This is a genomic window from Qipengyuania profundimaris (assembly GCF_030717945.1).
GTDB lineage: Bacteria > Pseudomonadota > Alphaproteobacteria > Sphingomonadales > Sphingomonadaceae > Qipengyuania > Qipengyuania profundimaris.
In genome coordinates, this window is sequence record NZ_JAVAIM010000001.1 from 1195551 (window position 1) to 1220103 (window position 24553).

A 24553-nucleotide genomic window follows, 5' to 3' on the forward strand; every position below is an offset into this window, starting at 1 on the left:
TAAGCCGTTCAGGCGGCGTTGTCGATGCCGAGCTCGCTGAGCTTGCGGTAGAGGGTCGAGCGGCCGATGCCGAGGCGGCGGGCGACTTCGGTCATGCGGCCGCGGTAGTGGCCGATGGCGAGGCGGATGATGTCGGCCTCGATCTCTTCGAGGGGGCGGAGGTTGCCGTCTTCTTCGTAGAGCAACACGCCGAGCCCGCGCGCCCGGCTCTCGCCGCGGTCGGGATTGTCGCCAAGCAGTTCGGCAAGCTGCGGGAAGCTGTGCGCCGTCAGCGCCTCGCGCTGTTCATGCACACAGGCGCGGTAGAGCACGGATTGCAGCTGGCGGACGTTGCCGGGCCAGTCGTAGGCTTCGAGCAGGGTCAGTCCGCTGTCGGCGATGGAATGGTGGGTGAAGCCCGGCTGCTGGCCGATCTTGGCGAGGAAGTGGCGGGTGAGGGCGGGGATGTCTCCCATCCGCTCGCGCAGGGCAGGGAGGTGGATGCGCGTGGTGCCCAGCGCGTCGTAAAGTCGCTGCGAGAATGCGCCCGATGCCGCCAGCTCTTCGAGCGGAACGTCGCTCGAGGCGAAGACGCGGACGTCGATCTTGAAGCCGTGCGCTGCACCGGTGGGGCGCACAATGCCGCTTTCGAGGACATCGGCGAGGCGGTCCTGCTGCGGCAAGTCCATCCGGTCGATATCATCGAGGATCAGCGTGCCGCCGTCGCAATGCTCCAGCAGGCCGGTCTGGCGATCGAAGGCACCTGCGAAGGCACCCTTCTCGTGGCCGAAGACGAGCGATTCCAGTGACGTTGCAGGCATGGAGCCGCAGCCGACCAGCTTCATCACCGCCTTGGCGCGGGTGGATGCGGCATGCATCGCTCGCATCAGCATTTCCTTGCCGGTGCCGCTGTCGCCTTCGACCAGCACGTTGCCATGCCCGCGCGCCGCAGTGGCGGCCTTGGCCAGCGCGGTGCGGAACGGGGCGGCGGTACCGACCATGGCATCGAAATCGAGCTCCGCCGGCAGCTTCTCGGTCATCGGCTGCAATTCGTCGCGCGGCGCTTCGTCGCGGGTCGCGCTGCGCAGCGCGGCCATCAGGCGATCGGGTCCGACCGGCTTGATGAGGTAATCGGTCGCGCCAGCGCGCATCGCCTCGACCGCCAGCAGGGGCGAGGTGCTCGCCGTGAGCATCAGCAGCGGCACGTCGGGCCGGGCAGCGCGGATGTCGCGGATCAGTTCGCAGGCTGCATCACCGGGAACCCACTGGTCGAGCAGGACGGCACGCACATCGGCGCCTTCTTCCGTCCCGAGAGCTTCGAGCGCTTCGTCGCTCGATCCCACGACCAGCGTGCGCCACCCTTCGCGCGCGGCAAGCGCCGTGACGAGGCGGCTCTGGGCCGGTTCGTCATCGATCAGCATCAGCAGACGTGTTGTCTCGCTCGCCATCCGCTCGTGGCACTCCCTTGAGGTGGTGGCCGGTTGGTGGCCGATATCATCGCGTTATAGCCGCTCGGGGTAAAGACCTGATTAAGCCTGTTATCCCGTGGGCCGCGCGATGAAGGGCTTGAGCAGGTCGCACGGGCGCGATAGACCCGCGGCCAATCGATATTCCAGATCAGGGGTACCACCATGGAATCCGCCAATGACCACAAGGCACACAACAGCACCTATTCCTCGTTCATTGCCAACCTCAAATGGTCGGTTCCGCTGATTGCGGTGATCGCGCTGCTCGTCGTCATCATGATCGCCGAGTAAGCGGCGCTTGATGCGCATAGCGGTCTTGAAAGAGCGTGCGCCCGGCGAAAACCGGGTCGCGCTGACCCCCGAAACGGCAAAAAAATTCATCGCTCTCGGGGCTACCGTCGCGGTTGAGGAAGGTGCCGGATCCGGTGCCGCCATTCTCGACGCAGACTATGCGCAGGCCGGAGCAGAGGTCGTCCCTGCGGCTAATGCCGTGAAGGACGCCGATATCGTGATGGGCGTGCAGGCGCCCGATGTCGCTTTGCTGCAAGGTGCCAAACCAGGTGCCTGGGTTGCCGCGACTTTCGACCCGTTCCGCAATCGCGAACTGGTTGAAGCCTATGCGGCTGCCGGCTACGAAGCGCTGAGCATGGAATTCATGCCTCGCATCACGCGAGCGCAGAGCATGGACGTGCTGTCCAGCCAGTCGAACCTCGCCGGCTACAAGGCAGTGATCACGGCGGCCAACGAATATGGCCGCGCCTTCCCAATGATGATGACCGCCGCCGGCACGGTGCAGGCGGCCAAGGTCTTCGTGATGGGTGTGGGCGTGGCGGGCCTGCAGGCGATCGCGACGGCCAAGCGACTGGGCGCGCAGGTAAGCGCGACCGATGTGCGCTCGGCGACCAAAGAACAGATCCAGTCGCTCGGCGCGAAGGCCGTGTTCGTCGAGGATGTCGAGGGGATCGAGGGCGAAGGTTCCGGCGGCTATGCCACCGAGATGAGCGAAGAGTACCAGAAGGCGCAGGCTGAGTTGGTGAGCTCGCATATCTCCAAGCAGGACATCGTCATCACCACCGCGCTGATCCCGGGCAAACCCGCACCGCGGCTGATCTCGGACACGCAGATCGCCACGATGAAGCCGGGCAGCGTAATTTTCGACCTCGCCGTGGCGCAGGGCGGAAACGTCGAGGGTTCTTCGCCGGACGAGGCGGTCGAGAAGCACGGCGTGAAGATCGTGGGCTATTCGAACACGGCGGGCCATCTGGCCGCCGACGCTTCCGCGCTGTTCGCGCGCAACCTCTACAATTTCCTCTCTGCCTTTTGGGACGAGGAGGCGGGCAAGCCAGTGCTCGACGAGGAGATTGGCGATGCCGTGCGGCTAACGCAGGGTGGCAAAGTCGTGAACGAGAAGCTGGCGTGAGACTTTCTGGCATTCTTGCAGCTGCTGCGATAACGATTTCCTGCGTTCTCACGCCTCCGGCTAATGCGCGGTCCTCGATCGTCCCGCTTTTCCTCACCGCGCCCGAGGAAGGCGAAGCAGCCGATGGTTTTGTCGAGGAGAACGACGCATTCTACAGCGTGCCGGTAGTTTCCGGTGTCACGGTCACGCTAGCACAAAGGATTGCAGTTCCCGGAAGCGTAATCACGCGCTACGTCGCTGCGGACACCGTGCTGTTCCAAGCGACCAGCACCGAGGGGATCGCCTATTGCGCGTCGTCCAACAAGAATCCTGATGATCCCCCTCAGTATGACCGGATGGTGCGCGTTTTTGTATGCTTGCGAGACGATGATCGCGACGGCGCATTCGACCGCGCCCTCACTACCGGTGGGGAAGCTGCCGCCTTCCCGGTGATGCAGGATGGAGACAACGACTGGCGCGCGCTGGATGAACCTGTCCCCTACACCCTTTCGACTACACAGCCCTATCCGGTGAATTATTCGATGCAGTTCGTACTGCGCCGCGCGATCCCGAAAAAGGACGTCGTGTTCGTCGCCCTCAGGATCGCCAACGGCGATGATGCCGAGACGATCTCCTACGACCGCTACGAACTGGATTCGAAAGGCGAACTGGAGCTCTTCGGAGGTCAATTCAGAGTGACCGGGATGACCAAGGACGGGGCGCAATTCGAGATGATGCGGCCGATACCGATACGTCCGGTAATCCTGGGCAAGACACCGGCGCGTGCATTTTACGTTCCAGGATAGGCGCACTCAACCCATGGACTTCATTTCGATCCTGTCGATCTTCGTGCTGGCGTGTTTCGTCGGTTATTACGTGGTCTGGTCGGTCACGCCTGCGCTGCATACGCCGCTGATGGCGGTGACCAATGCGATTTCCAGCGTCATCATCGTCGGCGCGCTGATCGCGGCGGCGGCGGCGGATGTGCCGGGGGCGAAGTGGCTGGGGCTGCTCGGCATCGTGCTCGCATCCGTGAACATCTTCGGCGGCTTCGCGGTGACAGCGCGAATGCTGGCGATGTACAAGAAGAAGGAGAAGAAGTGATGCGGGCGCTCACCTCACTCCATCGTCGCCCCGGCCCCCGAGCCGGGGTGGTGCTTCCTTCAGGTGCGGTCCGAGGAGATAGGCACCGACCCCGGATCAAGTCCGGGGTGACGTTTGTTTTGTTGGCGACCCTGTTTGCCACCCCCGCTCATGCAGCAACCGGCGAGGCGGTGAATCCGTTGGTCGCGCTCGCCTATCTCGTGTCGGGCGTGTTCTTCATCCTCGCGCTGCGCGGCCTGTCCTCGCCCGCGACGAGCCGGACGGGCAACCGCTTCGGCATGATCGGCATGCTGATCGCAGTGGTGACGACGCTGGTGACGCACTTCCCCATGAGCGCTCTGGTAAGCGAGACACCTGTTGGGGTTGACGTCGCTTGCGTGCATGACTGTGTCCAGCGATTTGATCTGTTTTCAATGGGCGAAATACTGGTCGCCATCGCCATAGGTGCGATCATCGGCATCACCATCGCCCGCCGTATCGCCATGACTGCGATGCCGGAGCTGGTCGCGGCTTTCCACTCGCTGGTCGGCCTCGCCGCGGTGCTGGTGGGCTGGGCGGCCTATCTCAATCCGGGGGCATTTGGGTTACTTACCGACATCGGCATCGGTGCCGTTTCGAAGGTCGAGATGGGGCTCGGCATCGCTATCGGGGCGATTACCTTTTCGGGCTCCGTCATCGCCTTTGCCAAGTTGTCGGGGCGGATGAGCGGTTCGCCGATCCTGCTGCCTGCTCGGCACGTCATCAACCTCGGCACGCTGGCGGCGATCATCGTGCTGACCGCGCTGTTTGCGATGGCCGGGCCTTCCGAGACCATGCCGCTGATCATCGCGCTGACGGTGCTCGCCTTTATCATCGGCTTCTTGCTGATCATTCCTATCGGCGGGGCGGACATGCCGGTCGTGGTCTCGATGCTGAACAGCTATTCGGGTTGGGCCGCGGCGGCGATGGGATTCACGCTCGGCAATACGGCGATGATTATCACCGGTGCGCTGGTCGGCTCCTCGGGCGCGATCCTCAGCTACATCATGTGCCGCGCGATGAACCGCAGCTTCATCAGCGTGATCGCGGGCGGCTTCGGCGCGGACGACAGCGGCGCAGGTGGCGGCGAAGCGAGAGAGCAGCGCCCCTACAAGCAGGGCAGCGCCGCCGATGCGGCCTTCATGCTCGAACAGGCGGAAAAGGTCATCATCATCCCGGGATACGGCATGGCGGTGGCGCAGGCGCAGCACGCGCTGCGCGAAATGGCCGACATGCTGGAGGAAAAGGGCGTTGAGGTGAAATACGCCATCCACCCCGTCGCCGGGCGCATGCCGGGCCACATGAACGTGCTGCTTGCCGAAGCGCAGGTGCCCTACGAAAACGTGTTCGAGCTGGAGGACATCAATTCCGAATTCGCGCAGGCCGACGTTGCCTTCATCATCGGCGCGAACGATGTGGTGAACCCGGCTGCCAAGACCGACAAGTCCAGCCCGATCTACGGCATGCCGGTGTTCGACGTGGACAAGGCCAAGCAGGTCTTCTTCATCAAGCGCAGCATGGGCGGCGTGGGATACGCGGGCGTCGACAACGACGTGTTCTACATGGACCAGACCATGATGCTGCTGTCCGATGCCAAGAAGATGGTCGAGGAAATCGTGAAGGCGCTCGACTGAGGCGATGCGGAAGGTCGTCATCATCCTTGCCCTGCTGGCCATCGGCGTCGGCGCGCTGGTGTTCTACCTCAATCTCGACAGCTGGACCGAGGACCGCATCGTCACCGAACTGACCACGCGCGGCGTGCCCAAACCGATGGCCGACTGCATGGCGACCCGCATGGTCGAACGCCTCTCCCCACGTCAGCTGGCCAAGCTGGAGCGGCTGCGCCCGCAGGATGGCGAGGCCGACGTGCCGGTCTCCATCGCGGAACTGCTCGAGCGCCTGCGCCGGGTGGACGATCCCGAAGTGGTCGAGGTCACCGGCAGCGCTGCGGCGGTCTGCGCCTTTTCCATCTGACTTGCATTCCCGAACCCTTGCGGCACAATGGGTTGCAAGGGAGAGACTCATGATCCGACTGACCATCGCTGCCGCCTTGCTGGCCAGCGCATTGCCGCTGCTCGCCGAAACGCATACCGTCTCGCCCGGGGAGGGCGCCCAGGCGCGGTTACAGGAGGCGCTGATCCTTGCCCAGCCGGGCGACGAGATCGTGCTGGAGGCCGGCCGCTATGCGCTGACCGACGGGCTCAGCCTCGATGTCGACAATGTCACCGTGCGCGGTGCGGGCATGGATGGGACGGTGCTCGACTTCACCGGCCAGCAGGGCGCGGGCGAGGGATTCTTGATCACCAGCGACAATGTGACGGTGCGGGACTTCGCGCTGGAGAACCCGAAGGGCGACGGGATCAAGTCCAAGGGCGCGGACAATATCGTCTATCACCGCATCCGCGTCACCTGGACGCGCGGTCCGCATGAGGAGAACGGTGCTTACGGAATCTATCCGGTTGAGAGCAACGGCGTGCTGGTCGATGGCGTTAAGGTCACTGGCGCCAGCGATGCGGGCATTTACGTGGGCCAGTCGAACGACATCACCGTGCGCAATTCGATCGCGGAGGCCAATGTCGCCGGGATCGAGATCGAGAACAGCCGCAACGCGCTGGTCGAGCACAATGTCGCCACGCGCAATACGGGCGGCATCCTGGTGTTCGACCTTCCCGGTCTGCCGGTCATGGGCGGAGGCAATGTGATCGTGGCGAATAATCTCGTCGTCGCCAACGACACGCAAAACTTCGCCCCTGCCGGAAATATCGTCGCGGGCGTGCGGCGTGGGACCGGGATCATGGTGATGGCCAACGACAAGGTGCTGGTGGAGAACAACATCCTTTCCGGTAATCCGACCGCGCCGGTCATGGTGATCGCTTATACGCAGCCGTTCGAAGACGAACGCTACGACCCGCTGCCGCGCGAGGTGACGATCGGAGAGAACACATATGACGGCGGCGGTTACGATCCGCAGCTCGACGGGGCGGAAATGCTGCTGGCGGCCTTCGGCGGCGAGCTCCCGCCGGTGCTGTGGGACGGCCTCGGCTCGGTCGCTGCCGTGGAAGGCACGGCGGGGTGGAGCCTTAATTTGACCGAGGCAGGCAAGGGTCTCGGCGGCGCGCAACCCGGCCCGCTGAGCGTGGCGGAGCCGACCGGCGAGTTCGACCGCAGCGGCATCGGCGCTCCGGCGGCGCTAGAGGCACGGTTGGCAGGATGAGACATAGCGCCGTCCTGGCGGCAGCGGCGCTCGCATTTGCGGGCGCGCTTTCCGTGCAGGCCACGCCGCCGCCACCGCAATATGTGAACGACAAGGCGATCGCGGGCACAGGGATGCCGCGCCTGCTGTCGGACTACGGTTTCTTCGCCGACCTCGGCGCGCAGGTTCCGGTGCCGCACGTCTATCCCTACCGGCTCAACACGCCGCTCTATTCGGACGGGGCGGACAAGCTGCGCTTCGTCTATCGCGCTCCCGGCACGCAGTTTCGCGCCGATGGCGAGGGGCTGATCGATATGCCGGTCGGCGCGGCGCTGATAAAGACTTTCGCGTTCGGCGATGGCGAGAGCCGGCGGCTGATCGAGACGCGCGTGTTGCTGCATCGCGCGGATGGCTGGGTGGCGCTGCCCTATCTCTGGAACGAGGAGCAGACCGATGCGAAGCTGGCGGTCGCCGGTGCGCGCGTCGATCTGACCACGCCGAAGGGGGAGGCGATCAGCTACCGCGTGCCGAACAAGAACCAGTGCAAGGAATGCCATGGGCTGGAGGATGCGGTGGTGCCGATCGGTCCCAAGGCGCGCAATCTCTCGGGCGAGTGGTTGGCGCAAATGGTCCAGGCCGGACATCTCGACCGCTTGCCGGAGGGCGCGGACCAGCTGCCGCTGTGGGAGGCACGCGAAAGCGCAAGCCTGAACGCGGCGGCGCGCGCCTATCTCGACGTCAATTGCGCGCATTGCCACCGCCCCGGCGCGACCGCCTCGAACAGCGGCCTCGACCTGCGCTGGGAGCAGCAGGACCCGCATGCGCTCGGCATCGGCAAGCGACCGGTCGCCGCGGGGCGCGGCGCGGGTGGTCACCTGTTCGACATCGTTCCGGGCGCGCCGGAGAAATCGATCCTGACCTACCGCATGGCCAGCTCCGAGCCCGGTGTCGCCATGCCGGAGATCGGCAAGGAAACGGTCGACGAGGACGGGCTGGACGTGGTCAGCCGCTGGATCGCTGAGATGACACCGTGAAACGGGTACTGCGCATTCTGGGCGTCCTGGCGGCGATTTTGGTCGCCGCCTTCCTGATCTTCCGCGTCCCCGATACCGATGCGGATGAGATGTGGGCGAAATACGGTGGCGAGCCCTCGCAAAGGCTGAAACTCGCCGACGGCCGCACCGTGCATTTGCGCGACGAAGGGCCGCGCGATGCTCCGGCGATCGTCCTGCTGCACGGCTCCAATGCCGACCTGATGACCTGGCAGCCATGGACCGAGAACCTGCGCGAGGACTTTCGAGTCATCCGTTACGACCAGCGCGGTCACGGGCTGACCGGGCCAGCTCCCGACGGCGGCTATGCCCGCGATGCCTTCGTCGACGATCTGGACCTGGTTGCCGATGCACTCGATCTCGACCGCTTCGTGCTGGCAGGCAATTCGATGGGCGGCAGCATCGCCATGGGCTATGCCATCGAACACCCCGAACGGCTCGCGGGGCTGGTACTGGTCGATGCCTCGGGTGCACCGATAGAGCGGGACGGTGGCGGCAATCTCGCTTTCACGCTCGCCGCCATGCCGGGCGTCGGCACGGCGCTCAGCCAGGTCATGCCGCGGAGCCTGATCGAGCGCAGCCTGTCGCAGAGCGTTACCAACCAGGCCGTGGTCACGCCCGAGGCTGTCGATCGCTATTGGGAAATGGCCCGCTATCCGGGAAACCGCGCGGCAACACGCGAGCGTTTCGGCACCGAGCGCGTGCCGTTTACCGCCGAGGCAGTCGGCGCGGTCGATGTGCCGACGCTGGTGATGTGGGGCGAAGAGGACGCGCTCGTGCCGTTTGTAGCAGCCGATTGGTACATGGAGCACCTGCCGAACGCCACGCTCGTCAGCTATCCTGGCATTGGCCATATCCCGATGGAAGAGGCACCCGTCGAAACCGTTCAAGACCTGCGCGACTGGCTATCATCACAAAGGATCGCGGAACAGGTCGCCGAGCGAGGAACCGGCACCTGACCCGTCCGTTCTAATCCCCTGAAACGCAGACGGGTTCATCAGGCGCCTGCTGCATCAGGGTAAAAGGGGCTTAATCTTGCGCACACTCGGGCTGATCGGCGGCATGAGCTGGATCTCGACCCGCGCCTATTACGAGCGCATCAACAAATTCGTGCAGAAGCAGGCGCCGCCGATGGCGAGCGCACCGATGCTGATCGAGAGTCTCGATTATTCGAAGGTTTACGAAGCCAAGCAGCACGAAGATTGGGACGCGGTGGCGGGTATCCTCGTCGACTCCGCCCGACGCCTGGAAAGCGCGGGCGCGCAAGGCTTGGTCATCGCCGCCAACACCATGCACCGGGTTTACGATCAGGTGGCCGAAGCCGTGTCGATCCCACTCTTGCACATTGCCGACGCCGTCGGCGACGCAATGCAGGCTGCCGAATGCGAGAGCGCCGCTATTCTCGGTACGCGCACCGTGATGACGGAGAGCTTTTACCGCCAGCGTCTGATCGCTCATGGCGTGGAGCTGCTGCCGCCCAATCCCGAGGATGTCGAAATGGTGGACGGGATCATCTACAAGGAGCTGATGCTGGGCCGCGTCACGCGGGATGCGGAGCGGGCGTTGAAAACGCTCATCACGTCGAAGGACAAGGAAGGCGCGGATGCGATCGTCCTCGCCTGTACCGAACTCGAACTGGTCGTCGACACGCGCGCCAATGTGCTGCCGGTGTTCGATTCCACCGATATCCACTGCCGTGCGGCAGCCGACTGGATCATCAATTGATATAGCGGCGCATGGGAATGCGTCTTTTCGGGTACACCGCACAGATTTTCGGTCGAAATTAACCATCGCGATATTGATTGCGATTGGATCGCCGTCATGCTGCCTTTTCCTATCTGAGGGAAGGGACTGACAACATGAAAATTACGTACGGTCGCATTGCGGCCGCTAGCCTCGTTGCGCTTGCGGCTGCCGGCATGGCCAATTCCGGCAATGCCCAATCGACGCCTGCCAAGGGCGCGAAAATCGAAAATTCCTATATCTGCGTCTTCAACCCCGGCCTCGTCGCCAAGGGCAATGTGAAGGCCGAAGCCAACCGCTCGGCCAAGGCAGCGGGCGGCGCTGTCGGCTTCACCTACAAGAATACCATTCGTGGTTTCTCGGTGAATGCGTCGGCGCAGGGCGTCTCCAAGATGCAGGCGAACAACCCGCGTATCGCCTATTGCGAGCAGGACCAGGTGATGGCGACGGCGCAGCGTGGCAAGCCTGGTGGTGGCGGTACCGCCCAGCCGAGCGAAAGCACGCCGTGGGGCGTGACGCGCGTCGGCGGCGGACTTAGCGGCGCTGCAGGCCGCGCGCTCGTCATCGATACCGGAGTCGATCTCGATCACCCTGACCTCAATGTCGATGTCGCGCTGTCCAGCGCGTTCAACGCAACGCGGGACAAGAATGCGGACGATGGCAACGGCCACGGTACGCATGTCGCGGGTACGATCGCGGCTATCAAGGGCAATGGCATCGGCGTCGTCGGCGTTGCGCCGGGTACGACCGTGGTGGGCATCAAGGTGCTCGACCGTCGCGGTTCGGGTTCGAACAGCGGCGTGATCGCCGGTGTGGACTACGCTGCCAGCATCGACAACGGCAACGACGTAGCCAATATGTCGCTCGGCGGCGGCTTCAGCCAGGCGCTGAACGATGCCGTCATCGCTGCGGCACAGGGCGGGCTCGAGTTCGCGCTGGCTGCCGGCAACGAAAGCACCAGCGCGACCACCAAGTCGCCTGCGTCGGCCAACCACCCGAACATCTACACGATCAGCTCATTCACGCAGAACAACGACAGCTGGTCGAGCTTCTCGAACTACGGCAATCCACCGGTAGATTTTGCGGAGCCGGGTTCGGCCATTCCGTCGACCTACAAGGACGGTGGCTACGCCACGCTGTCGGGCACCTCGATGGCCAGCCCGCACGCGGCCGGCCTGCTGCTGCTCGGCAGCATCCGTTCCGGCGGCACCGTCAATGGCGATCCGGACGGCAATCCGGACACGATCGGCATCAACTGATCGTAATCGAATGATGGGGAGGGCCGCGCGGCACTGGTCGCGCGGCCATTTCTTTTTCGCTGATAAGGTGGCGGGTTCGCAATCTGTTCACGTTGTCCGCGCCGGTGCGCTGGCTTAACCCCGCCCGCGATGACGAGAGCACCCTACGCTGCCGATCCCGCCAAATCGCGTGGCCGCGAGTTCCCCGAGGAGCGCGAAGGCACGCGCGGGCCGCGCAGCGAATTCCAGCGCGACCGCGACCGCATCGTCCATTCGATCGCCTTCCGCCGCCTGCGCTCCAAGACGCAGGTGTTTGTCGCTCCCGATGGCGACCACTACCGCACCCGCCTGACGCACAGTATCGAAGTGGCGCAGATCGGCCGGGTCATCGCGCGCGAACTGGGGCTGGACGAAGACCTGACCGAAGCGCTCTGCCTGGGCCACGACATCGGCCATCCGCCTTTCGGCCACGCCGGGGAGACTGCGCTGGAAGAGGCGATGGTACAGGCCGGCGGCTACGATCACAACGCGCAAGGCATCCGCACGCTGGCGCGGCTGGAAAGCCCCTATTGCGATCACGACGGGCTGAACCTGACATGGGAGACGCTGGAGGGCCTCGCCAAGCACAACGGTCCGGTCGCAGCACCGAACTGGGCACTGGCGGAAATCGACGCGGCCTTTCCGCTCGAACTGGACACTTGGCCCTCGCTGGAGGCGCAGGTAGCCGCGCTCGCCGACGACATCGCTTACGACAATCACGATATCGACGATGGTCTGCGCGCCGGTTTTCTCGAGCTCGACGACCTTCTGACGCTCGACCTGCTGGCCGACCAATGGCGCGCGGTCGAACGGCGCTTCCCGCACGCCCCGCACGAGCGCAAGCTGCGTGAACTGATCCGCACGCAGATCGGCCTGATGGTCAACGATCTGCTGACCGAAACCCGATCGCGCGTCGATGGTGTGGGGAGCGTCGACGAGGTACGCGGCGCAGGCAAGCCGCTCGCGGCCTTCTCTGCGGGAATGGCGGAGCAGGAACGGCGGCTGAAGAAATTCATGTACGATAGGCTGTATTACCACCCCGAACAGCTTTCTACGGCCGAGCGCGCGCGCGATGTAATCTCTCGGCTCTACGCGGCTTACAGCCAGGATCCCTCAACCATGCCGGACGACTGGCTGGCGAAGCATCCGCAGGGCGAGCCGCAGCGCAGCCGCCACATCGCGGATTTCATCGCCGGAATGACCGATCGCTTTGCCATCGATCAGGTCCGCCGCATTTATGGCCGTGCTCCGGAGGGGCTTAGCAATGTCTGACGCGCTCCGCATCCTGCTGGTCGGTGCGACCGGGCTGATCGGCGGGAAGGTTATGGAGGCCTGCGTCGGGCGCGAGGACATGCGTCTTTCGGCGATCGCCCGGCGCGAGGCACAACTGCCGAAAGGTATCAGGATGGAGCTGTTCGTAGCCGAGCCTGCCAAGTGGGGCGAGGTGGTCGAGGCGATCAAGCCCAAGGCGATGATCTGCGCGCTCGGCACTACGTGGAAGAAGTCCGGCGAGGACGAGGCGGCGTTCCGCGCGATCGATCAGGATCTCGTGCTCAGCGTGGCCGAGGCTGCCAAGGCGCAAGGGGTGGAGCGCTTCGTCCACGTCAGCTCGGTGGGTGCGGCGATCGCGTCGAAAAACTTCTATTTGAAGGTGAAGGGCGAGGTCGAGCGAGATTTGACGAAACTGCGCTTCGACCGGCTCGATATCCTGCGCCCGGGCCTGCTGCGCGGCAAGCGGGACAACGACCGCCGCCCGGGCGAGCGGATCGGCATTGCGGCGGCGCCTTTCGTCAATCTGATGCTTCATGGCGGCTTCCGCCAGTATCGGGCGATCAGGGCAGAGACGGTCGCCGATGCGGCGCTGGCCCTGGCGCGCCGCGCGGCCCGGGGTCGCTTCATCCACGATAACGACGCGATCATGCGCGCCGCGAAGACGCTGCCGCGGCTGGACGAAGGATAAGACCGTCATGTGGGAGACGCTTTTCGGACTGGCGAACGGTCTCGCACTAATCATGTGGATCGGCCTGATCGCCTTGCCACGCTGGCCCGCTTTGCTTGCGGCCGTTCTCTATCTCGGTGTCGGCCTACTTTGCCTGACCTATGCGGTCTGCGTCATCGGACTGTTCAGCGGCTTGCTAGACGGCGGCGGAGCTGGCGGCTCGCCCGATTTCACCACGATCGAGGGCGTTCGGACGATCTTCGCGACCGAGGCCGGAGTGACCGTGGGCTGGGTGCACTACCTGGCCTTCGACCTCTTCGTCGGCCTGTGGATCGCGCGCGATGCCGATGCCAAGGGGTTCTCTCGCATCGTGCAGGCCCCGATCCTGCTCGCGACCTTTCTTGCAGGGCCGCTCGGCTTGTTCCTTTGGTTGGCAATCCGGGAGCGAAGCGCCCGCAAGCAGGGGCGATGGCAATAGCAGGTTGCTCCATGCAACCGATGTGGCATGATGCGCCTCACAGCTGAAAACAGCGGAGAGGACCTATGTCGGCAACGGATAAACTCACATTCGATGAATTGATGCGGCATTGGGCGGAAGAAAAGCCCGATACTGTTGCGCTGGAGCAGGATGGCAACGCGCTGACCTTCAGCGAACTCGAACTGCGCTCGCGCAAGATCGTTGCTATGCTGGGCGCACATGGCGTCGCCAAGGGTGACAGGATCGCCTGGCTCGGCAAGAACGCACGCCATTATTTCGAGCTGTTCTATTCGGCGGCCCGGCTGGGTGCGGTGATGGTGCCGATCGGCTGGCGACTCGCCGCGCCGGAGATCGCCTATATCCTCGGTGATACGGGCGCGAAGGTGCTCTTCATCGACAACGGGTTCGACGAGCTTGCCGCCAAGGCATGCGGCCAGATGGAAAGTGCACCCGAAGTCGTCGACACGCCGAGTGCGCTCGCGGAAATCGAGGCGGCAGCACCTGCCGACTTCGACCCGGCCGGGCCCGACGACGCCATCCTCCAGCTCTACACCTCGGGCACCACCGGCAACCCGAAGGGCGCGGTGCTGACCAATGCCAATCTCTTCTCGCTGCGCGTTCCGGCAGAGGAAGCGGCGCAGCCATGGTCGAGCTGGGATGACGACGAAGCAATCCTCGTCTGCATGCCCTGCGCGCATATCGGCGGGACGGGCCTCGGCATCATGGCGATGGCGGCGGGTATCCGCGCCATCGTGCAGGCGGAATTCACGCCCGACGGCGTACTCGACGGCTTCGAGCAGGGCATTACCCGGCTCTTCATCGTGCCTGCCGCGCTGCAGATGGTGATCCAGCACCCTCGCGCGAAGGACACCGACATGTCCGGCGTGAAATACGTCATGTATGGTGCGGCGCCGATCCCGCTCGACCTGCTGCGCGAAGCGGTGCAGACGATCCCCGATGCAGGCTTCCTACAATGCTACGGCATGACGGAGACGACCGGCACCATCGCCATGCTGCCGCCGGAGGACCACAGCCTCGAAGGCAACCAGCGGATGAAATCGGCAGGCAAGGCCGTGCCGGGTGCCGAGCTCAAGGTTGTCGGCGAGGATGGCGAAGAACTGCCTCGCGGCGAGGTCGGCGAGCTGATCTGCAAGAGCCCGTCGAACATGGCAGGCTATTGGAACCTGCCGGAAGCGACATCGTCCTCGCTGATCGACGGCTGGATGCACACCGGCGATGCGGCCTACATGGACGAGGACGGCTATGTCTTCATCCAGGATCGCATCAAGGACATGATCATCTCCGGGGGAGAAAACGTCTACCCGGCACAGGTCGAAAGCGCGATCTACGGCCATCCGGCGGTTGCGGAAGTCGCCGTAGTCGGCGTGCCGGACGATACCTGGGGCGAGGCGGTGAAGGCCTGCGTGGTGCCCAAGCTCGGCAGCGAGGTGGATCCGGCAGACATCATCGCCTTCACGCGCGAGCGGCTGGCAGGCTTCAAGGTGCCCAAGACCGTCGATGTAATCGAGGTCATGCCGCGCAATGCGAGCGGCAAGATCCTGCGCCGCGAGCTGCGCGCACCCTATTGGGAAGGGCGCGATCGGGCGGTCAATTGAAGCGGTATGCGCCTGCGGCAGGGCGGAATGTCCTGCCCATAGGCGACGTTCTGGCAGAGGAATTGCCCGAGAGCGGACTGGTGCTCGAAATTGCGAGCGGGTCCGGCGAGCATGCGCTGGCCTTTGCGCGGCGCTTTCCGGCGCTCGACTGGCAACCGAGCGATCCCGATCCCGAAGCAATCGCCTCGATCGCTGCGTGGCGCGAGGAGGATGGGCCGGACAATTTGCGACCGCCGGTGATCCTCGACGCATCCTCGGAAGATTGGCCCGTGGCGAGTGCGGCCGCAGTGCTTTGCATCAATATGGTCCATATCAGCCCATGGAGCGCCACCGAGGGCCTGATGAGGCAGGCGGCTGAAGTGCTCGATGCTGGTAAACCGCTGATACTCTACGGTCCGTTCATCGAGGATGACGTCGAAACCGCGCCGTCGAATATCGCCTTCGACGAGAGCCTGAATACGCGCAATTCTGCATGGGGTCTGCGAGCCTTGCCGGCTGTGGATCGGCTCGCCCGGGCGAGTGGCTTCGATCGAACCAACCGCTATCCGATGCCAGCGAACAATCTCACCGTGGTCTACCGCCGCCAGCGCTGATCTGCACCGGAAACAAAAACGCCCGCCGGTGAGGGCGGGCGCCTTGGAAATTCTGCGTTAGGGGCTGGGTCAGATGACCTCGTCCCCGGCATCGCCGACGGATTCGATATCCTGTCCGACACCGCGGACCGTGTTGCAGGCCGTGGCGGTCAACGCCATCGTGGTAATTCCGAATGCAAGCAGGATCTTCTTGATCATGTCCTGTCCTTTCCCGAAAGGCTCAACAGCGAGCTTGAAGGTCATAACGGCCGATCCCCGATCCGGTTCCCGAAGCAGTTGCGCGGCTTGTCCACCGCCACCATATGCCGCGCGATGACCGAGCCCGACTTTCTTTTATTTGCCAGCGATGCCGAAATTCTGGCGCTATGGGGCGTAGCCCTGCTGGTCGTCGCCGGTATCTGCTCGCTCATGGAGCGCAGGCGGCTGAAACGAACGCAGATCAACCAGGTCGGCTGGGTGCCGTGGACCGGGCTGTTCGTAATGTTCGCAGTGCTCGGCGGTGGGATGCTCGCCGTGTCGGTCCCTGCGATCATGCAGGGCTAGACGCTTAGAGGCACGCCTCCAGATAGGCCTGGTCGAAGCCGAACTGGCGCGCCTTTTCCAGCGTGTAGGGGCGCAGGCCCGAGGAGCGGAACTCGCCGAGGATCTTCCCGTCCTCGCTTTCGTCGAGATATTCGAACTTGAACAGGTTCTGGGTCACGATCACGTCGCCTTCCATGCCGATCACCTCGGTGATGTCGGTGGTGCGGCGTGAACCGTCGCGCAGGCGCTTCACCTGCACGATCAGGTCGACCGATTCAGCGATCTGGCGCGAGATGGCTTCCTTCGGGATTTTGATGTCGCCCATCAGGATCATGTTTTCCATACGGCCGAGGCATTCGCGCGGGCTATTAGCGTGAAGGGTACACATCGAGCCATCGTGGCCCGTGTTCATGGCGGCGAGAAGGTCGAAACATTCCGCGCCGCGGATTTCGCCCAGGATGATGCGGTCGGGGCGCATACGCAGGGCGTTTTTGACGAGGTCGCCGATGGTGATGGCGCCTTGGCCTTCCAAGTTCGGCGGACGTGTTTCCAGCGGCAGCCAGTGCGGCTGCTGCAGACGAAGTTCGGCGGCGTCCTCGATCGTCAGCACGCGCTCGCCCGGGTCGATCATCTTCGACAGGGCATTGAGCATGGTCGTCTTACCGGAACCGGTACCACCCGAGATGACGATGTTCATCCGGCAGGCGCCCGCGATCTTGAGCGCGGTACACATCTTCTCGCTCATCGAACCGAAGTCCTTGAGCATGTCGAGCGTGATGGGCTTTTCCGAGAACTTACGAATCGAGATCGCCGTGCCCTTGAGGCTTAGCGGCGGAACGATCACGTTCACACGGCTGCCGTCCTTCAGGCGGGCGTCGGCCAGCGGGGTCGTCTGGTCGACGCGGCGACCGACCTGGTTCACGATGCGCTGGGCGATCTGGAAAAGGTGCTGTTCGTCGCGGAACTTGATCGGTGCGATCGTCAGCTTGCCCTTCTTCTCGATATAGGTCTGGTCGGGACCATTGACCATGATGTCGGACACGTCGGGATCGTTCAGCAGCTCTTCGAGCGGACCGAAGCCGAGCAATTCGTCGACCAGGACTTTTTCGAGCGCGAACTGTTCGCGGCGGTTCAGCGTGACCTTCAGTTCGGCCAACACTTCCATGATGATCGGGCGGAATTCTTCCGACAGCTCGTCTTTCGAAAGTGTTGCCGCCGCTTCGGGGTCGACGCGTTCGAGCAGGCGCGGAAGCACCTGTTCCTTGATCTTGTGGACGCTTGCTTCGAAACCACCGACTTCGGACTTGTTCGAATGCTGGGCATTCATGCGCTCCGACAGGCGCGCCATCGCATCGTCGTTCGGACCGCCTTCTGCCGGCAGCGGCGGAAACTGCTCGCCGCCGTTGCTGTCGCTCTTGCTCTCGCTCGGTGAAGGGGCAGGTGCGCCGCCCTGCATCGGGCGGGCACTGCCGAATTTCGGACGCGCACCGGAGGCCATGCCTGCCTGTCCGTTCTTTCGTCCGAATGCGCTCATTACCTAACCCCCGAAAAACCTGGCCGTTCGCGATACAGCCCCTCGATCGCAGGATCGCCTCGACTGTCTATCTCGTCGTGGTGAATAAGTTGGAAACCTTGATTTTTCCCTAATGGACTAGTGCGGCATGGGCGGTTTGGCCGGACAAACCGTACCGCGCGCAGACGATCTCTGGACGAGGGAGAGTTAACGGCTGGTCACCGGACGGCACATTGTCTAGCGGCGATGCTGTTCAAGCGGCGGGGCCGATTATGCAAGACGACGAGAGACGCGGGATCCTGCTGGCGACAGCCGGTTTCGCGACCCTGTCCGTCGGCGATGCGGTGATCAAGACGATGGCGGGCGAATGGTCGCCGCTGGCCGTGGCGACCCTGCGTTTTGCGATCGGGGCGGTGGCCCTTTCGGCACTTTTGATGCGCAGCGAAGGCCCAGGGGGTTTCAGGCCGAGCCACCCGTGGCTTCAGGCAGCGCGCGGGTTTTGCCTTGCGGCGGCATCGCTGTGCTTCTTCTCGGCGATCTACGTCATGCCGCTCGCTTCGGCGATGGCGCTGGCGTTCGTTTCGCCGGTGTTCGTCGCACTATTGAGCGGGCCTCTACTGAAAGAGAAAGTGCGCCCGGCCGTATGGGTCGCCTCCCTCGTCGCGCTGGCTGGTGTCGCGCTGGTACTGCGCCCGAATCTCGCCGCGCTTGGCTGGGTCGCGCTTTTGCCGCTCGCATCGGCCAGCTTCTTCGCGCTCATGGTGGTCGCCAATCGGGCGAGTGCTGGACAGGGGAGCGCGCTGTCGATGCAGGCCTTCATCGCGACCGCCGCCATGCCGTGGCTGGTGCTGGCGATGCTCGGCGGCCACTGGTCCGGCGTGGACGAACTGCGCGTCACCATGCCCGACTGGACGGTCATCGCGCGCTGCGCGGTCGTCGCAGTGACGGCCAGTACGGCCCACTGGCTGACCTATCTGGGAACGATGCGCGCGGGCGCGGCCACCATAGCGCCTACCACTTATATCCAGATGCTGGTCGCGACGTTCCTGGGCTGGTGGTGGTTCGGCGATATTCCCGATCTGGCGACGTTGGCTGGTGCGGGCATCATCATCGCGGCGGGGCTATTGCTCTGGCGCTCTACGCCTGCGGCGCGGCCAGCGGTAGCGAAGGGCAAAGACGATTGAATGCCGGGCGAGAACCGCTAAGTCACACGCCACGCCAAAGCGGGGATAGTAAGTAATGTGCGGAATAATCGGAATCGTCGGCAAGGAAGCGGTAGCCGATCGGCTCGTCGACGGGCTGAAGCGGATGGAATATCGCGGCTATGACAGCGCCGGGATCTGCACTGTTGACGGCGGCGAACTGGTCCGTCGCAGGGCGGAGGGAAAGCTTGCCAATCTGGTCGAGGTTCTTGCCGCGAATCCCGCGCCGGGCGATATCGGCATCGCACACACCCGCTGGGCCACCCATGGCGCACCGACCGCGACCAATGCCCATCCGCATGCCACCGAACATCTCGCACTCGTGCACAATGGCATCATCGAGAATTACAAGGAACTGCGCGCGGAACTGACCGAACAGGGTCGCAAACTGGAAAGCGATACCGACAGCGAAGTCGTTGCGCATCTCGTGTCCGCACGCGTCGAGGACGGCGACACCCCGCAGGAAGCCATCGCCAATGTCCTGCCGCGCCTGCGCGGTGCCTTCGCGCTCGCCATCGCGTTTCGCGAGCACCCGGATATGCTGATCGGCGCCCGCCGCGGCTCGCCGCTGGTCCTGGGCCATGGCGAGGGGGAAACCTATCTCGGTTCCGACGCGCTCGCGCTGGCCCCGCTGACGCAGCAGATCGCCTATCTCGAAGAGGGCGACTGGGTGGTGGTGACGCGCGAAGGGGCGGAGATCCACGACGAGACCGGCGCCGTTGTCGAACGCGAGATCCGCACCTCCGGCGCATCGGCCGCCGCAGTCGAGAAGGGCAATTATCGCCACTTCATGCAAAAGGAGATTTTCGAGCAGCCGACCGTGGTGGCACAGACGCTCGGCTCCTACCTGCGCCAGTCGGACAATTCGGTTGCGCTGCCTCAGTTCGATTTCGACATCTCTCGCATCCGCCGCGTGACTATCGTTGCTTGCGGCACCTCTTTCTATGCCGGGATGGTCGCGAAATACTGGTTCGAACAATTCGCTCGCGTTCCGGTCGATATCGATGTCGCTTCGGAATTCCGTTACCGCGAGCCGGTGCTGGAGGAGGGCGGACTGTCGCTTTTCATCTCGCAGAGCGGGGAAACGGCCGACACGCTTGCCGCGCTCCGCCACTGCAAGGAAGCTGGCCAAACAATCGCTGCAGTCGTCAACGTGCCGACCAGCTCAATGGCGCGTGAAGCCGACCTTCTGCTGCCGACCCATGCCGGACCCGAAATCGGCGTGGCCTCGACCAAGGCGTTCACGTGCCAGCTCGCAGTGCTCGCCGCGCTGGCCGCGCATATGGCGGTGAAGAAAGGCCTTATGAGTCGTGAGGAAGAGCAGGAGGTGGTCGCTCACCTGCTCGAGGCTCCCGCCTGTCTCAATGCCGCGCTCGATCACGATGACGACATCGCAGCAATGGCCCCGCTGATCGCCCCCGCGCGCGACGTGCTGTACCTAGGCCGCGGTCCCGATTTTCCGATGGCACTCGAAGGCGCGCTGAAACTCAAGGAAATCAGCTATATCCATGCCGAGGGCTATGCCAGCGGCGAAATGAAGCATGGCCCGATCGCACTGATCGACGAGGATGTGCCGGTCATCGTCCTCGCGCCGTCCGGCCCGCTTTTCGAAAAGACCGTTTCCAATATGGAGGAAGTGCGCGCTCGCGGTGGTCAGGTGGTCCTGATTTCCGACCGCGAGGGTCTGGAACAGGCCGGCGAAGGCTGCCTGGCGACGATCGAGATGCCCAAGGTTCATCCGCTCATTGCACCGCTCGTTTACGCCGTACCGGTCCAACTGCTCGCCTATCATGTCGCCTGCGTGAAAGGTACTGATGTCGATCAGCCCCGCAATCTCGCGAAATCGGTCACGGTGGAGTGAGTTTGTCGCTGTATTCCTTACGGAAAAGCGAACTGCGCTAACGTTAGGTAATTACACGAAAATCGGTTGAGCCTTTACCTGCAGCTAACGATTGCGCGTTAACCGTCTCCCGGTGAGCGACCAAGAGAAGTCACCCGCGAACGGGATCGCACCAATGTCGATTGGGGAAGCTATCGGGCTATCGACGCCCGAGGGTGCCGAGTGGTCGCGTATCCATGGCTATCAATACACTCAGCTGAGCAAGCGCATGATGGCGCGCGCCATTTCGCATGCGATCGGTTTCGCCTTGGTCGCCCTGATCCTGTGGGGCGAAGTCGAGCTTGCGCTGATCGGAGCCTGGGGCGTGGCCTTGATCTTCGCGGTTCTGCTTGCTGCCCACGAAGATCGGGCTGCGCGTTTTGCAGACACTGTCCATTATGGCATCTGGGAGATGCGGCGCCATGCCGTGGCGAGCGCTGCCAAGGGCGTCGTCTGGGGGATCGGCTTGATGCTCTTCGCGCAGACCGGCGGAGCGAACCACCTGGCAATCGTCTGGAGCATTCCTGCGGTTCTAATTCTCGCCAATGCGGCAAGCCGTTTCAGCGCCCCGCTTGGATCGATCGCCTTTACCATCGCGACAGGGATCGGCGGGCTGGTCGCCGCGCTGCTTGCTGGCGACTGGCTGCTTCTGACCGTTGTCACGTTCACGATGTTATTCGCGGCGTTCGGCACTATCGAGAATGCCCGCGTCGCAGTGACCGGGCGGTTGAACGAGACTGCCGCGATGGAAAAAAGCGAAGTCGTCTCCATGCTCTTGCGGGAATTCGAGGAAAATCAGGCAGACTGGCTCTGGCAGATCGATCCGCGCCGCCGCCTGAAATCGGTATCGCCACGCTTCGCCTTTGCGCTCGGATGCAGCGCCGAAGATGCCGAAGGCAAGCTGTTCTTCGACCTTATTTCCGGCCGCGATCTGAATCCCGCTACCGATTCCGATGGGCTGCGCGAGTTCGCTGAGAAGCTGAAGCGCAAGGAATCTTTTTCGGAGCTAGTCATCCGCGTGAATATTCGCGGTGCGGAACGCTGGTGGGAAATCTCCGGCACCCCCATGCTCGACGAAGCTGGCAAGTTCATTGGCTTCCGTGGTGTCGGCTCCGATGTGACCGAACAGCGCGAGTCCTCCGACCAGATCGCCTTTCTTGCTCGCTACGACACCCTCACACAATTGCCGAACCGCCTCTTGCTCAATGAAACGCTGGGCGAAGCGCTGGAATATGCCGCGCACTGGCGCACGCGCTGCGCCTTCCTGATGATCGATTTGGATCGGTTCAAGTCGGTCAATGATTCCCTCGGCCATCTCGTCGGAGACCAGTTGCTGGCGCAGGTTGCCGGTCGCCTGAAAAGCCTGACGGGTGAAGGCGAGATCTGCGGTCGCCTGGGCGGGGACGAATTCGCAGTCGTCATCCGCGACGCTTCCGATCGCAAGCGCATCGACCGTTTGGCACGCGCCGTTATCGAACAGCTGTCAGAGCCGTACCAGATCGAAAACCAGATCCTCTATGTCGGCGCCAGCGTCGGCTCGGCCGTGGGTCCGCGCGATGGCAAGACGGTCGAGGAATTGCTGCGCAATGCCGACCTCGCGCTTTATCGGGCGAAGGATGCAGGCGGCAACGAACATTGCGATTACGAGCCTTCGCTCCACGCCAATGCGGAAGAGAAGCGCCAGCTGGAATTCTCGCTGCGCAAGGCGCTGGAACGCGGGGAAATGCTGCTCCACTACCAACCGGTAGTGGATGCCAAGACCGAGAAGGTCGTCAGCTTCGAGGCCCTGGTCCGCTGGAACAGCAGCGAGCATGGCTTCGTCAGCCCCGGCAAGTTCATCCCGCTGGCGGAAGACACGCGGCTAATCGTGCCGATCGGCACTTGGGTGATGCAGGAAGCCTGCAAGGAAGCGGCCGGCAACTGGCCGTCTCATGTGAAGGTCAACATCAACGTCTCGCCGGAGCAGCTGCTGGAGCCCGATTTCGCCGCGACCGTGGTGCAGGCGCTATCGCACAGCGGCCTCGACCCGAAGCGGCTCGAGATCGAGGTGACCGAGAGCATCTTCCTGCGCGACGCGAGCGTGGCTCGCAAGGCGCTGGAGCAGTGCATGGCGCTGGGATGCTCGGTGGCGCTGGACGATTTCGGAACCGGCTATTCCTCGCTCGGCTACCTGCGCAAGCTCAAGTTCTCGACCATCAAGGTCGATCGCAGCTTCGTTCAGGGGGCAGCGCAGCAGAGCCGGGAATCGCTCGCCATCATCCGCGCCGTGGTCGCCATGGCGGAGAGCCTCGGCATGACCACTACGGCCGAGGGCGTGGAGAATGAGGAAGAAGCCGAGATGATCCGCAGCCTGCGCTGCAACAAGATCCAGGGCTATCACTTCGGCCGCCCCATGCCCGCCACCGACGTGCGGATGCTCTTCGTCCGAAGCAATGCGGAGGCCGTCCGCAAGCGGGCCTAGAGCGTCAGGCGAAAGCCTTGATAGCCGTTTCGAACAGCTTGCGCCCGTCGGTTCCGCCATGTGCCGGTTCGATCGCGCGTTCGGGGTGCGGCATCATGCCGAGGACGTTGCCCGCCGCGTTGAGGACGCCGGCGATATCGCGGCGCGATCCGTTGCAATTCTCGGCATAGCGGAAGGCGACGCGGCCTTCGCCTTCGATGCGGTCGAGCGTTTCGTCGTCGGCGAAGTAGTTGCCATCGTGATGGGCCACCGGAATATGGATCATCTCGCCGGCTTCGTAGCCGCCGGTGAACAGCGATTGTGCGTTCTCCACCTTCAGGGGAACGGTGCGGCAAATGAAATGCTGGCTGGCATTGCGCATCAGCGCGCCGGGCAGCAGGCCGGCCTCGGTCAGCACCTGGAAGCCATTGCATACGCCGAGCACCGGGACGCCGCGATCCGCCGCGGCCTTGACCGATCGCATGATCGGGCTGTTCGCCGCCATCGCGCCCGACCGCAGGTAATCGCCGTAAGAGAAGCCGCCGGGCAGGGCGATGAAATCCAGCCCGTCGGGCAGGTCCGCATCTCCATGCCAAACCCGCAGCGGCGCGCTGCCTGACGCCTGCTCGATCGCCACCGCCATGTCGCGGTCGCAGTTCGAGCCGGGAAAGGTGATGACGGCGGCACGGAAAGACATCAGCCGACCTTCTCGATGCGGTAATTCTCGATCACCGTATTGGCCAGCAGCTTGCGGCACATTTCGTCCAGTGCTTCGTCGCTGGTGCCGTCTGCCACGTCGAGTTCGACCGTCCGGCCGATGCGGACATCCTCCACGCCTTTAAAGCCGAGCCCTTCCAGCGCGTGGTGCACGGCGCGGCCCTGCGGGTCGAGCACGCCGGGCTTGAGACTGACGAGAACGCGGATTTTCATGAGCTGCCTTTCGCTAGCGCGAGTGTGCGCGCGCCTATGCCGCGAAGCGCGCGGCACTTCAAGACGAGGGGCAGGCTTTTGCCGCATCGCGACGCTGTCCCGGCACCTGCGCTGTAGCCGCGATGCAACATAGGTTACAGATTGGTGACGCATCTCGCAGTTGCAGCACGCGAATGGCCGGCGAATCGGCTATGAAGCGGCACGTCGCAT

General features: G+C 63.7%; 25 protein-coding genes. 20 read left to right on the forward strand and 5 right to left on the reverse strand.

The annotated features are described in order from the left end of the window. Positions 1-8 precede the first annotated feature (8 nt). On the reverse strand, positions 9-1427 hold the full coding sequence (locus Q9K02_RS05875) for a sigma-54-dependent transcriptional regulator (RefSeq protein WP_305932046.1): 1419 nt from the start codon (positions 1425-1427) through the stop codon (positions 9-11). 183 nt (positions 1428-1610) lie between these two features. Between Q9K02_RS05875 and Q9K02_RS05880 the strand changes: the two genes are divergently transcribed. The 16 genes from Q9K02_RS05880 to Q9K02_RS05955 all read left to right on the forward strand — a co-directional run bounded on the left by Q9K02_RS05880 (position 1611) and on the right by Q9K02_RS05955 (position 15857). Beyond that, positions 1611-1736 carry an aa3-type cytochrome c oxidase subunit IV gene (locus Q9K02_RS05880; protein WP_278327299.1) on the forward strand — a complete coding sequence of 42 codons (126 nt, stop codon included), beginning with the start codon at positions 1611-1613 and terminating at the stop codon, positions 1734-1736. A 10-nt stretch (positions 1737-1746) separates the two neighbouring features. Further along, the gene (locus Q9K02_RS05885; protein ID WP_305932047.1) at positions 1747-2865 is read left to right on the forward strand and encodes a Re/Si-specific NAD(P)(+) transhydrogenase subunit alpha; all 1119 of its coding nucleotides are present in this window, start codon (positions 1747-1749) and stop codon (positions 2863-2865) included. Continuing rightward, on the forward strand, positions 2862-3650 hold the full coding sequence (locus Q9K02_RS05890; protein WP_305932048.1) for a hypothetical protein: 789 nt from the start codon (positions 2862-2864) through the stop codon (positions 3648-3650). Before Q9K02_RS05885 ends, Q9K02_RS05890 begins: the two co-directional genes overlap by 4 nt. A gap of 13 nt (positions 3651-3663) precedes the next feature. Next, positions 3664-3948, forward strand: coding sequence for an NAD(P) transhydrogenase subunit alpha part 2 (locus Q9K02_RS05895; protein WP_006833497.1), 285 nt, complete (start codon positions 3664-3666; stop codon positions 3946-3948). 170 nt (positions 3949-4118) lie between these two features. Continuing rightward, positions 4119-5600: an NAD(P)(+) transhydrogenase (Re/Si-specific) subunit beta gene (locus tag Q9K02_RS05900; RefSeq protein WP_305932049.1), complete on the forward strand. Its 1482-nt coding sequence runs from the start codon at positions 4119-4121 to the stop codon at positions 5598-5600. Between the two features lie 4 nt (positions 5601-5604). After that, positions 5605-5940 carry a hypothetical protein gene (locus Q9K02_RS05905; RefSeq protein ID WP_305932050.1) on the forward strand — a complete coding sequence of 112 codons (336 nt, stop codon included), beginning with the start codon at positions 5605-5607 and terminating at the stop codon, positions 5938-5940. 49 nt (positions 5941-5989) lie between these two features. Then, positions 5990-7180, forward strand: coding sequence for a parallel beta-helix domain-containing protein (locus Q9K02_RS05910; protein ID WP_305932051.1), 1191 nt, complete (start codon positions 5990-5992; stop codon positions 7178-7180). Further along, positions 7177-8193 carry an SO2930 family diheme c-type cytochrome gene (locus tag Q9K02_RS05915; RefSeq protein ID WP_305932052.1) on the forward strand — a complete coding sequence of 339 codons (1017 nt, stop codon included), beginning with the start codon at positions 7177-7179 and terminating at the stop codon, positions 8191-8193. Before Q9K02_RS05910 ends, Q9K02_RS05915 begins: the two co-directional genes overlap by 4 nt. Further along, positions 8190-9170, forward strand: coding sequence for an alpha/beta fold hydrolase (locus Q9K02_RS05920; protein WP_305932053.1), 981 nt, complete (start codon positions 8190-8192; stop codon positions 9168-9170). Before Q9K02_RS05915 ends, Q9K02_RS05920 begins: the two co-directional genes overlap by 4 nt. 76 nt (positions 9171-9246) lie before the next feature. After that, complete coding sequence (locus Q9K02_RS05925; RefSeq protein ID WP_305932054.1) at positions 9247-9936, forward strand: aspartate/glutamate racemase family protein; 690 nt, start codon at positions 9247-9249, stop codon at positions 9934-9936. Positions 9937-10070: 134 nt separating this feature from the next. Then, positions 10071-11213, forward strand: a complete 1143-nt coding sequence (locus tag Q9K02_RS05930) for a S8 family serine peptidase (protein WP_305932055.1) — start codon at positions 10071-10073, stop codon at positions 11211-11213. A gap of 129 nt (positions 11214-11342) precedes the next feature. Further along, on the forward strand, positions 11343-12503 hold the full coding sequence (locus Q9K02_RS05935; protein WP_305932056.1) for a deoxyguanosinetriphosphate triphosphohydrolase: 1161 nt from the start codon (positions 11343-11345) through the stop codon (positions 12501-12503). Then, a complete protein-coding gene (locus tag Q9K02_RS05940; RefSeq protein WP_305932057.1) occupies positions 12496-13191 on the forward strand; it encodes an NAD(P)H-binding protein in 696 nt (231 codons plus the stop codon). Before Q9K02_RS05935 ends, Q9K02_RS05940 begins: the two co-directional genes overlap by 8 nt. A 7-nt stretch (positions 13192-13198) precedes the next feature. Continuing rightward, on the forward strand, positions 13199-13648 hold the full coding sequence (locus Q9K02_RS05945) for an ABA4-like family protein (RefSeq protein WP_305932058.1): 450 nt from the start codon (positions 13199-13201) through the stop codon (positions 13646-13648). Between the two features lie 65 nt (positions 13649-13713). Continuing rightward, the gene (locus Q9K02_RS05950; protein WP_305932059.1) at positions 13714-15264 is read left to right on the forward strand and encodes a long-chain-fatty-acid--CoA ligase; all 1551 of its coding nucleotides are present in this window, start codon (positions 13714-13716) and stop codon (positions 15262-15264) included. Next, on the forward strand, positions 15261-15857 hold the full coding sequence (locus Q9K02_RS05955) for a DUF938 domain-containing protein (RefSeq protein WP_305932060.1): 597 nt from the start codon (positions 15261-15263) through the stop codon (positions 15855-15857). The genes Q9K02_RS05950 and Q9K02_RS05955 overlap by 4 nt, the downstream gene beginning before the upstream one ends. A 69-nt stretch (positions 15858-15926) precedes the next feature. Here the strand turns inward: Q9K02_RS05955 and Q9K02_RS05960 are convergent, their stop codons facing one another. Then, entirely contained in the window at positions 15927-16055 is a 129-nt protein-coding gene (locus Q9K02_RS05960) for an entericidin A/B family lipoprotein (protein ID WP_305932061.1), read from the reverse strand. Positions 16056-16169: 114 nt separating this feature from the next. Here Q9K02_RS05960 and Q9K02_RS05965 point away from each other — a divergent pair, with 114 nt between their 5' ends. After that, complete coding sequence (locus Q9K02_RS05965) at positions 16170-16400, forward strand: hypothetical protein (RefSeq protein ID WP_278327283.1); 231 nt, start codon at positions 16170-16172, stop codon at positions 16398-16400. Between the two features lie 4 nt (positions 16401-16404). Here the strand turns inward: Q9K02_RS05965 and Q9K02_RS05970 are convergent, their stop codons facing one another. Further along, a complete protein-coding gene (locus Q9K02_RS05970) occupies positions 16405-17913 on the reverse strand; it encodes a TadA family conjugal transfer-associated ATPase (protein ID WP_305932062.1) in 1509 nt (502 codons plus the stop codon). A 251-nt stretch (positions 17914-18164) separates the two neighbouring features. On the opposite strand from Q9K02_RS05970, the gene Q9K02_RS05975 reads away from it, so the two are divergent. From Q9K02_RS05975 to Q9K02_RS05985, 3 genes are all read left to right on the forward strand, one after another. After that, positions 18165-19076, forward strand: a complete 912-nt coding sequence (locus Q9K02_RS05975) for a DMT family transporter (RefSeq protein ID WP_305932063.1) — start codon at positions 18165-18167, stop codon at positions 19074-19076. A 55-nt stretch (positions 19077-19131) separates the two neighbouring features. Continuing rightward, positions 19132-20955 carry a glutamine--fructose-6-phosphate transaminase (isomerizing) gene (gene glmS, locus Q9K02_RS05980; protein ID WP_305932064.1) on the forward strand — a complete coding sequence of 608 codons (1824 nt, stop codon included), beginning with the start codon at positions 19132-19134 and terminating at the stop codon, positions 20953-20955. 154 nt (positions 20956-21109) lie between these two features. Next, positions 21110-23434, forward strand: a complete 2325-nt coding sequence (locus Q9K02_RS05985; protein WP_305932065.1) for a putative bifunctional diguanylate cyclase/phosphodiesterase — start codon at positions 21110-21112, stop codon at positions 23432-23434. Between the two features lie 4 nt (positions 23435-23438). Here Q9K02_RS05985 and purQ read toward each other — a convergent pair whose 3' ends face one another. After that, a complete protein-coding gene (gene purQ / locus Q9K02_RS05990; protein WP_305932066.1) occupies positions 23439-24110 on the reverse strand; it encodes a phosphoribosylformylglycinamidine synthase subunit PurQ in 672 nt (223 codons plus the stop codon). Further along, on the reverse strand, positions 24110-24343 hold the full coding sequence (gene purS, locus Q9K02_RS05995; RefSeq protein WP_278327277.1) for a phosphoribosylformylglycinamidine synthase subunit PurS: 234 nt from the start codon (positions 24341-24343) through the stop codon (positions 24110-24112). The genes purQ and purS overlap by 1 nt, the downstream gene beginning before the upstream one ends. Between the last annotated feature and the right edge of the window lie 210 nt (positions 24344-24553).

Coding starts and splice junctions, on each gene's coding strand:
- Q9K02_RS05875 (WP_305932046.1), bottom strand. CDS start 1,427: ATGGCGAGCGAGACAACACGTCTGCTGATGCTGATCGATGACGAACCG.
- Q9K02_RS05880 (WP_278327299.1), top strand. CDS start 1,611: ATGGAATCCGCCAATGACCACAAGGCACACAACAGCACCTATTCCTCG.
- Q9K02_RS05885 (WP_305932047.1), top strand. CDS start 1,747: ATGCGCATAGCGGTCTTGAAAGAGCGTGCGCCCGGCGAAAACCGGGTC.
- Q9K02_RS05895 (WP_006833497.1), top strand. CDS start 3,664: ATGGACTTCATTTCGATCCTGTCGATCTTCGTGCTGGCGTGTTTCGTC.
- Q9K02_RS05905 (WP_305932050.1), top strand. CDS start 5,605: ATGCGGAAGGTCGTCATCATCCTTGCCCTGCTGGCCATCGGCGTCGGC.
- Q9K02_RS05910 (WP_305932051.1), top strand. CDS start 5,990: ATGATCCGACTGACCATCGCTGCCGCCTTGCTGGCCAGCGCATTGCCG.
- Q9K02_RS05915 (WP_305932052.1), top strand. CDS start 7,177: ATGAGACATAGCGCCGTCCTGGCGGCAGCGGCGCTCGCATTTGCGGGC.
- Q9K02_RS05930 (WP_305932055.1), top strand. CDS start 10,071: ATGAAAATTACGTACGGTCGCATTGCGGCCGCTAGCCTCGTTGCGCTT.
- Q9K02_RS05935 (WP_305932056.1), top strand. CDS start 11,343: ATGACGAGAGCACCCTACGCTGCCGATCCCGCCAAATCGCGTGGCCGC.
- Q9K02_RS05940 (WP_305932057.1), top strand. CDS start 12,496: ATGTCTGACGCGCTCCGCATCCTGCTGGTCGGTGCGACCGGGCTGATC.
- Q9K02_RS05945 (WP_305932058.1), top strand. CDS start 13,199: ATGTGGGAGACGCTTTTCGGACTGGCGAACGGTCTCGCACTAATCATG.
- Q9K02_RS05950 (WP_305932059.1), top strand. CDS start 13,714: ATGTCGGCAACGGATAAACTCACATTCGATGAATTGATGCGGCATTGG.
- Q9K02_RS05960 (WP_305932061.1), bottom strand. CDS start 16,055: ATGATCAAGAAGATCCTGCTTGCATTCGGAATTACCACGATGGCGTTG.
- Q9K02_RS05965 (WP_278327283.1), top strand. CDS start 16,170: ATGACCGAGCCCGACTTTCTTTTATTTGCCAGCGATGCCGAAATTCTG.
- Q9K02_RS05970 (WP_305932062.1), bottom strand. CDS start 17,913: ATGAGCGCATTCGGACGAAAGAACGGACAGGCAGGCATGGCCTCCGGT.
- Q9K02_RS05975 (WP_305932063.1), top strand. CDS start 18,165: ATGCAAGACGACGAGAGACGCGGGATCCTGCTGGCGACAGCCGGTTTC.
- glmS (WP_305932064.1), top strand. CDS start 19,132: ATGTGCGGAATAATCGGAATCGTCGGCAAGGAAGCGGTAGCCGATCGG.
- Q9K02_RS05985 (WP_305932065.1), top strand. CDS start 21,110: ATGTCGATTGGGGAAGCTATCGGGCTATCGACGCCCGAGGGTGCCGAG.
- purQ (WP_305932066.1), bottom strand. CDS start 24,110: ATGTCTTTCCGTGCCGCCGTCATCACCTTTCCCGGCTCGAACTGCGAC.
- purS (WP_278327277.1), bottom strand. CDS start 24,343: ATGAAAATCCGCGTTCTCGTCAGTCTCAAGCCCGGCGTGCTCGACCCG.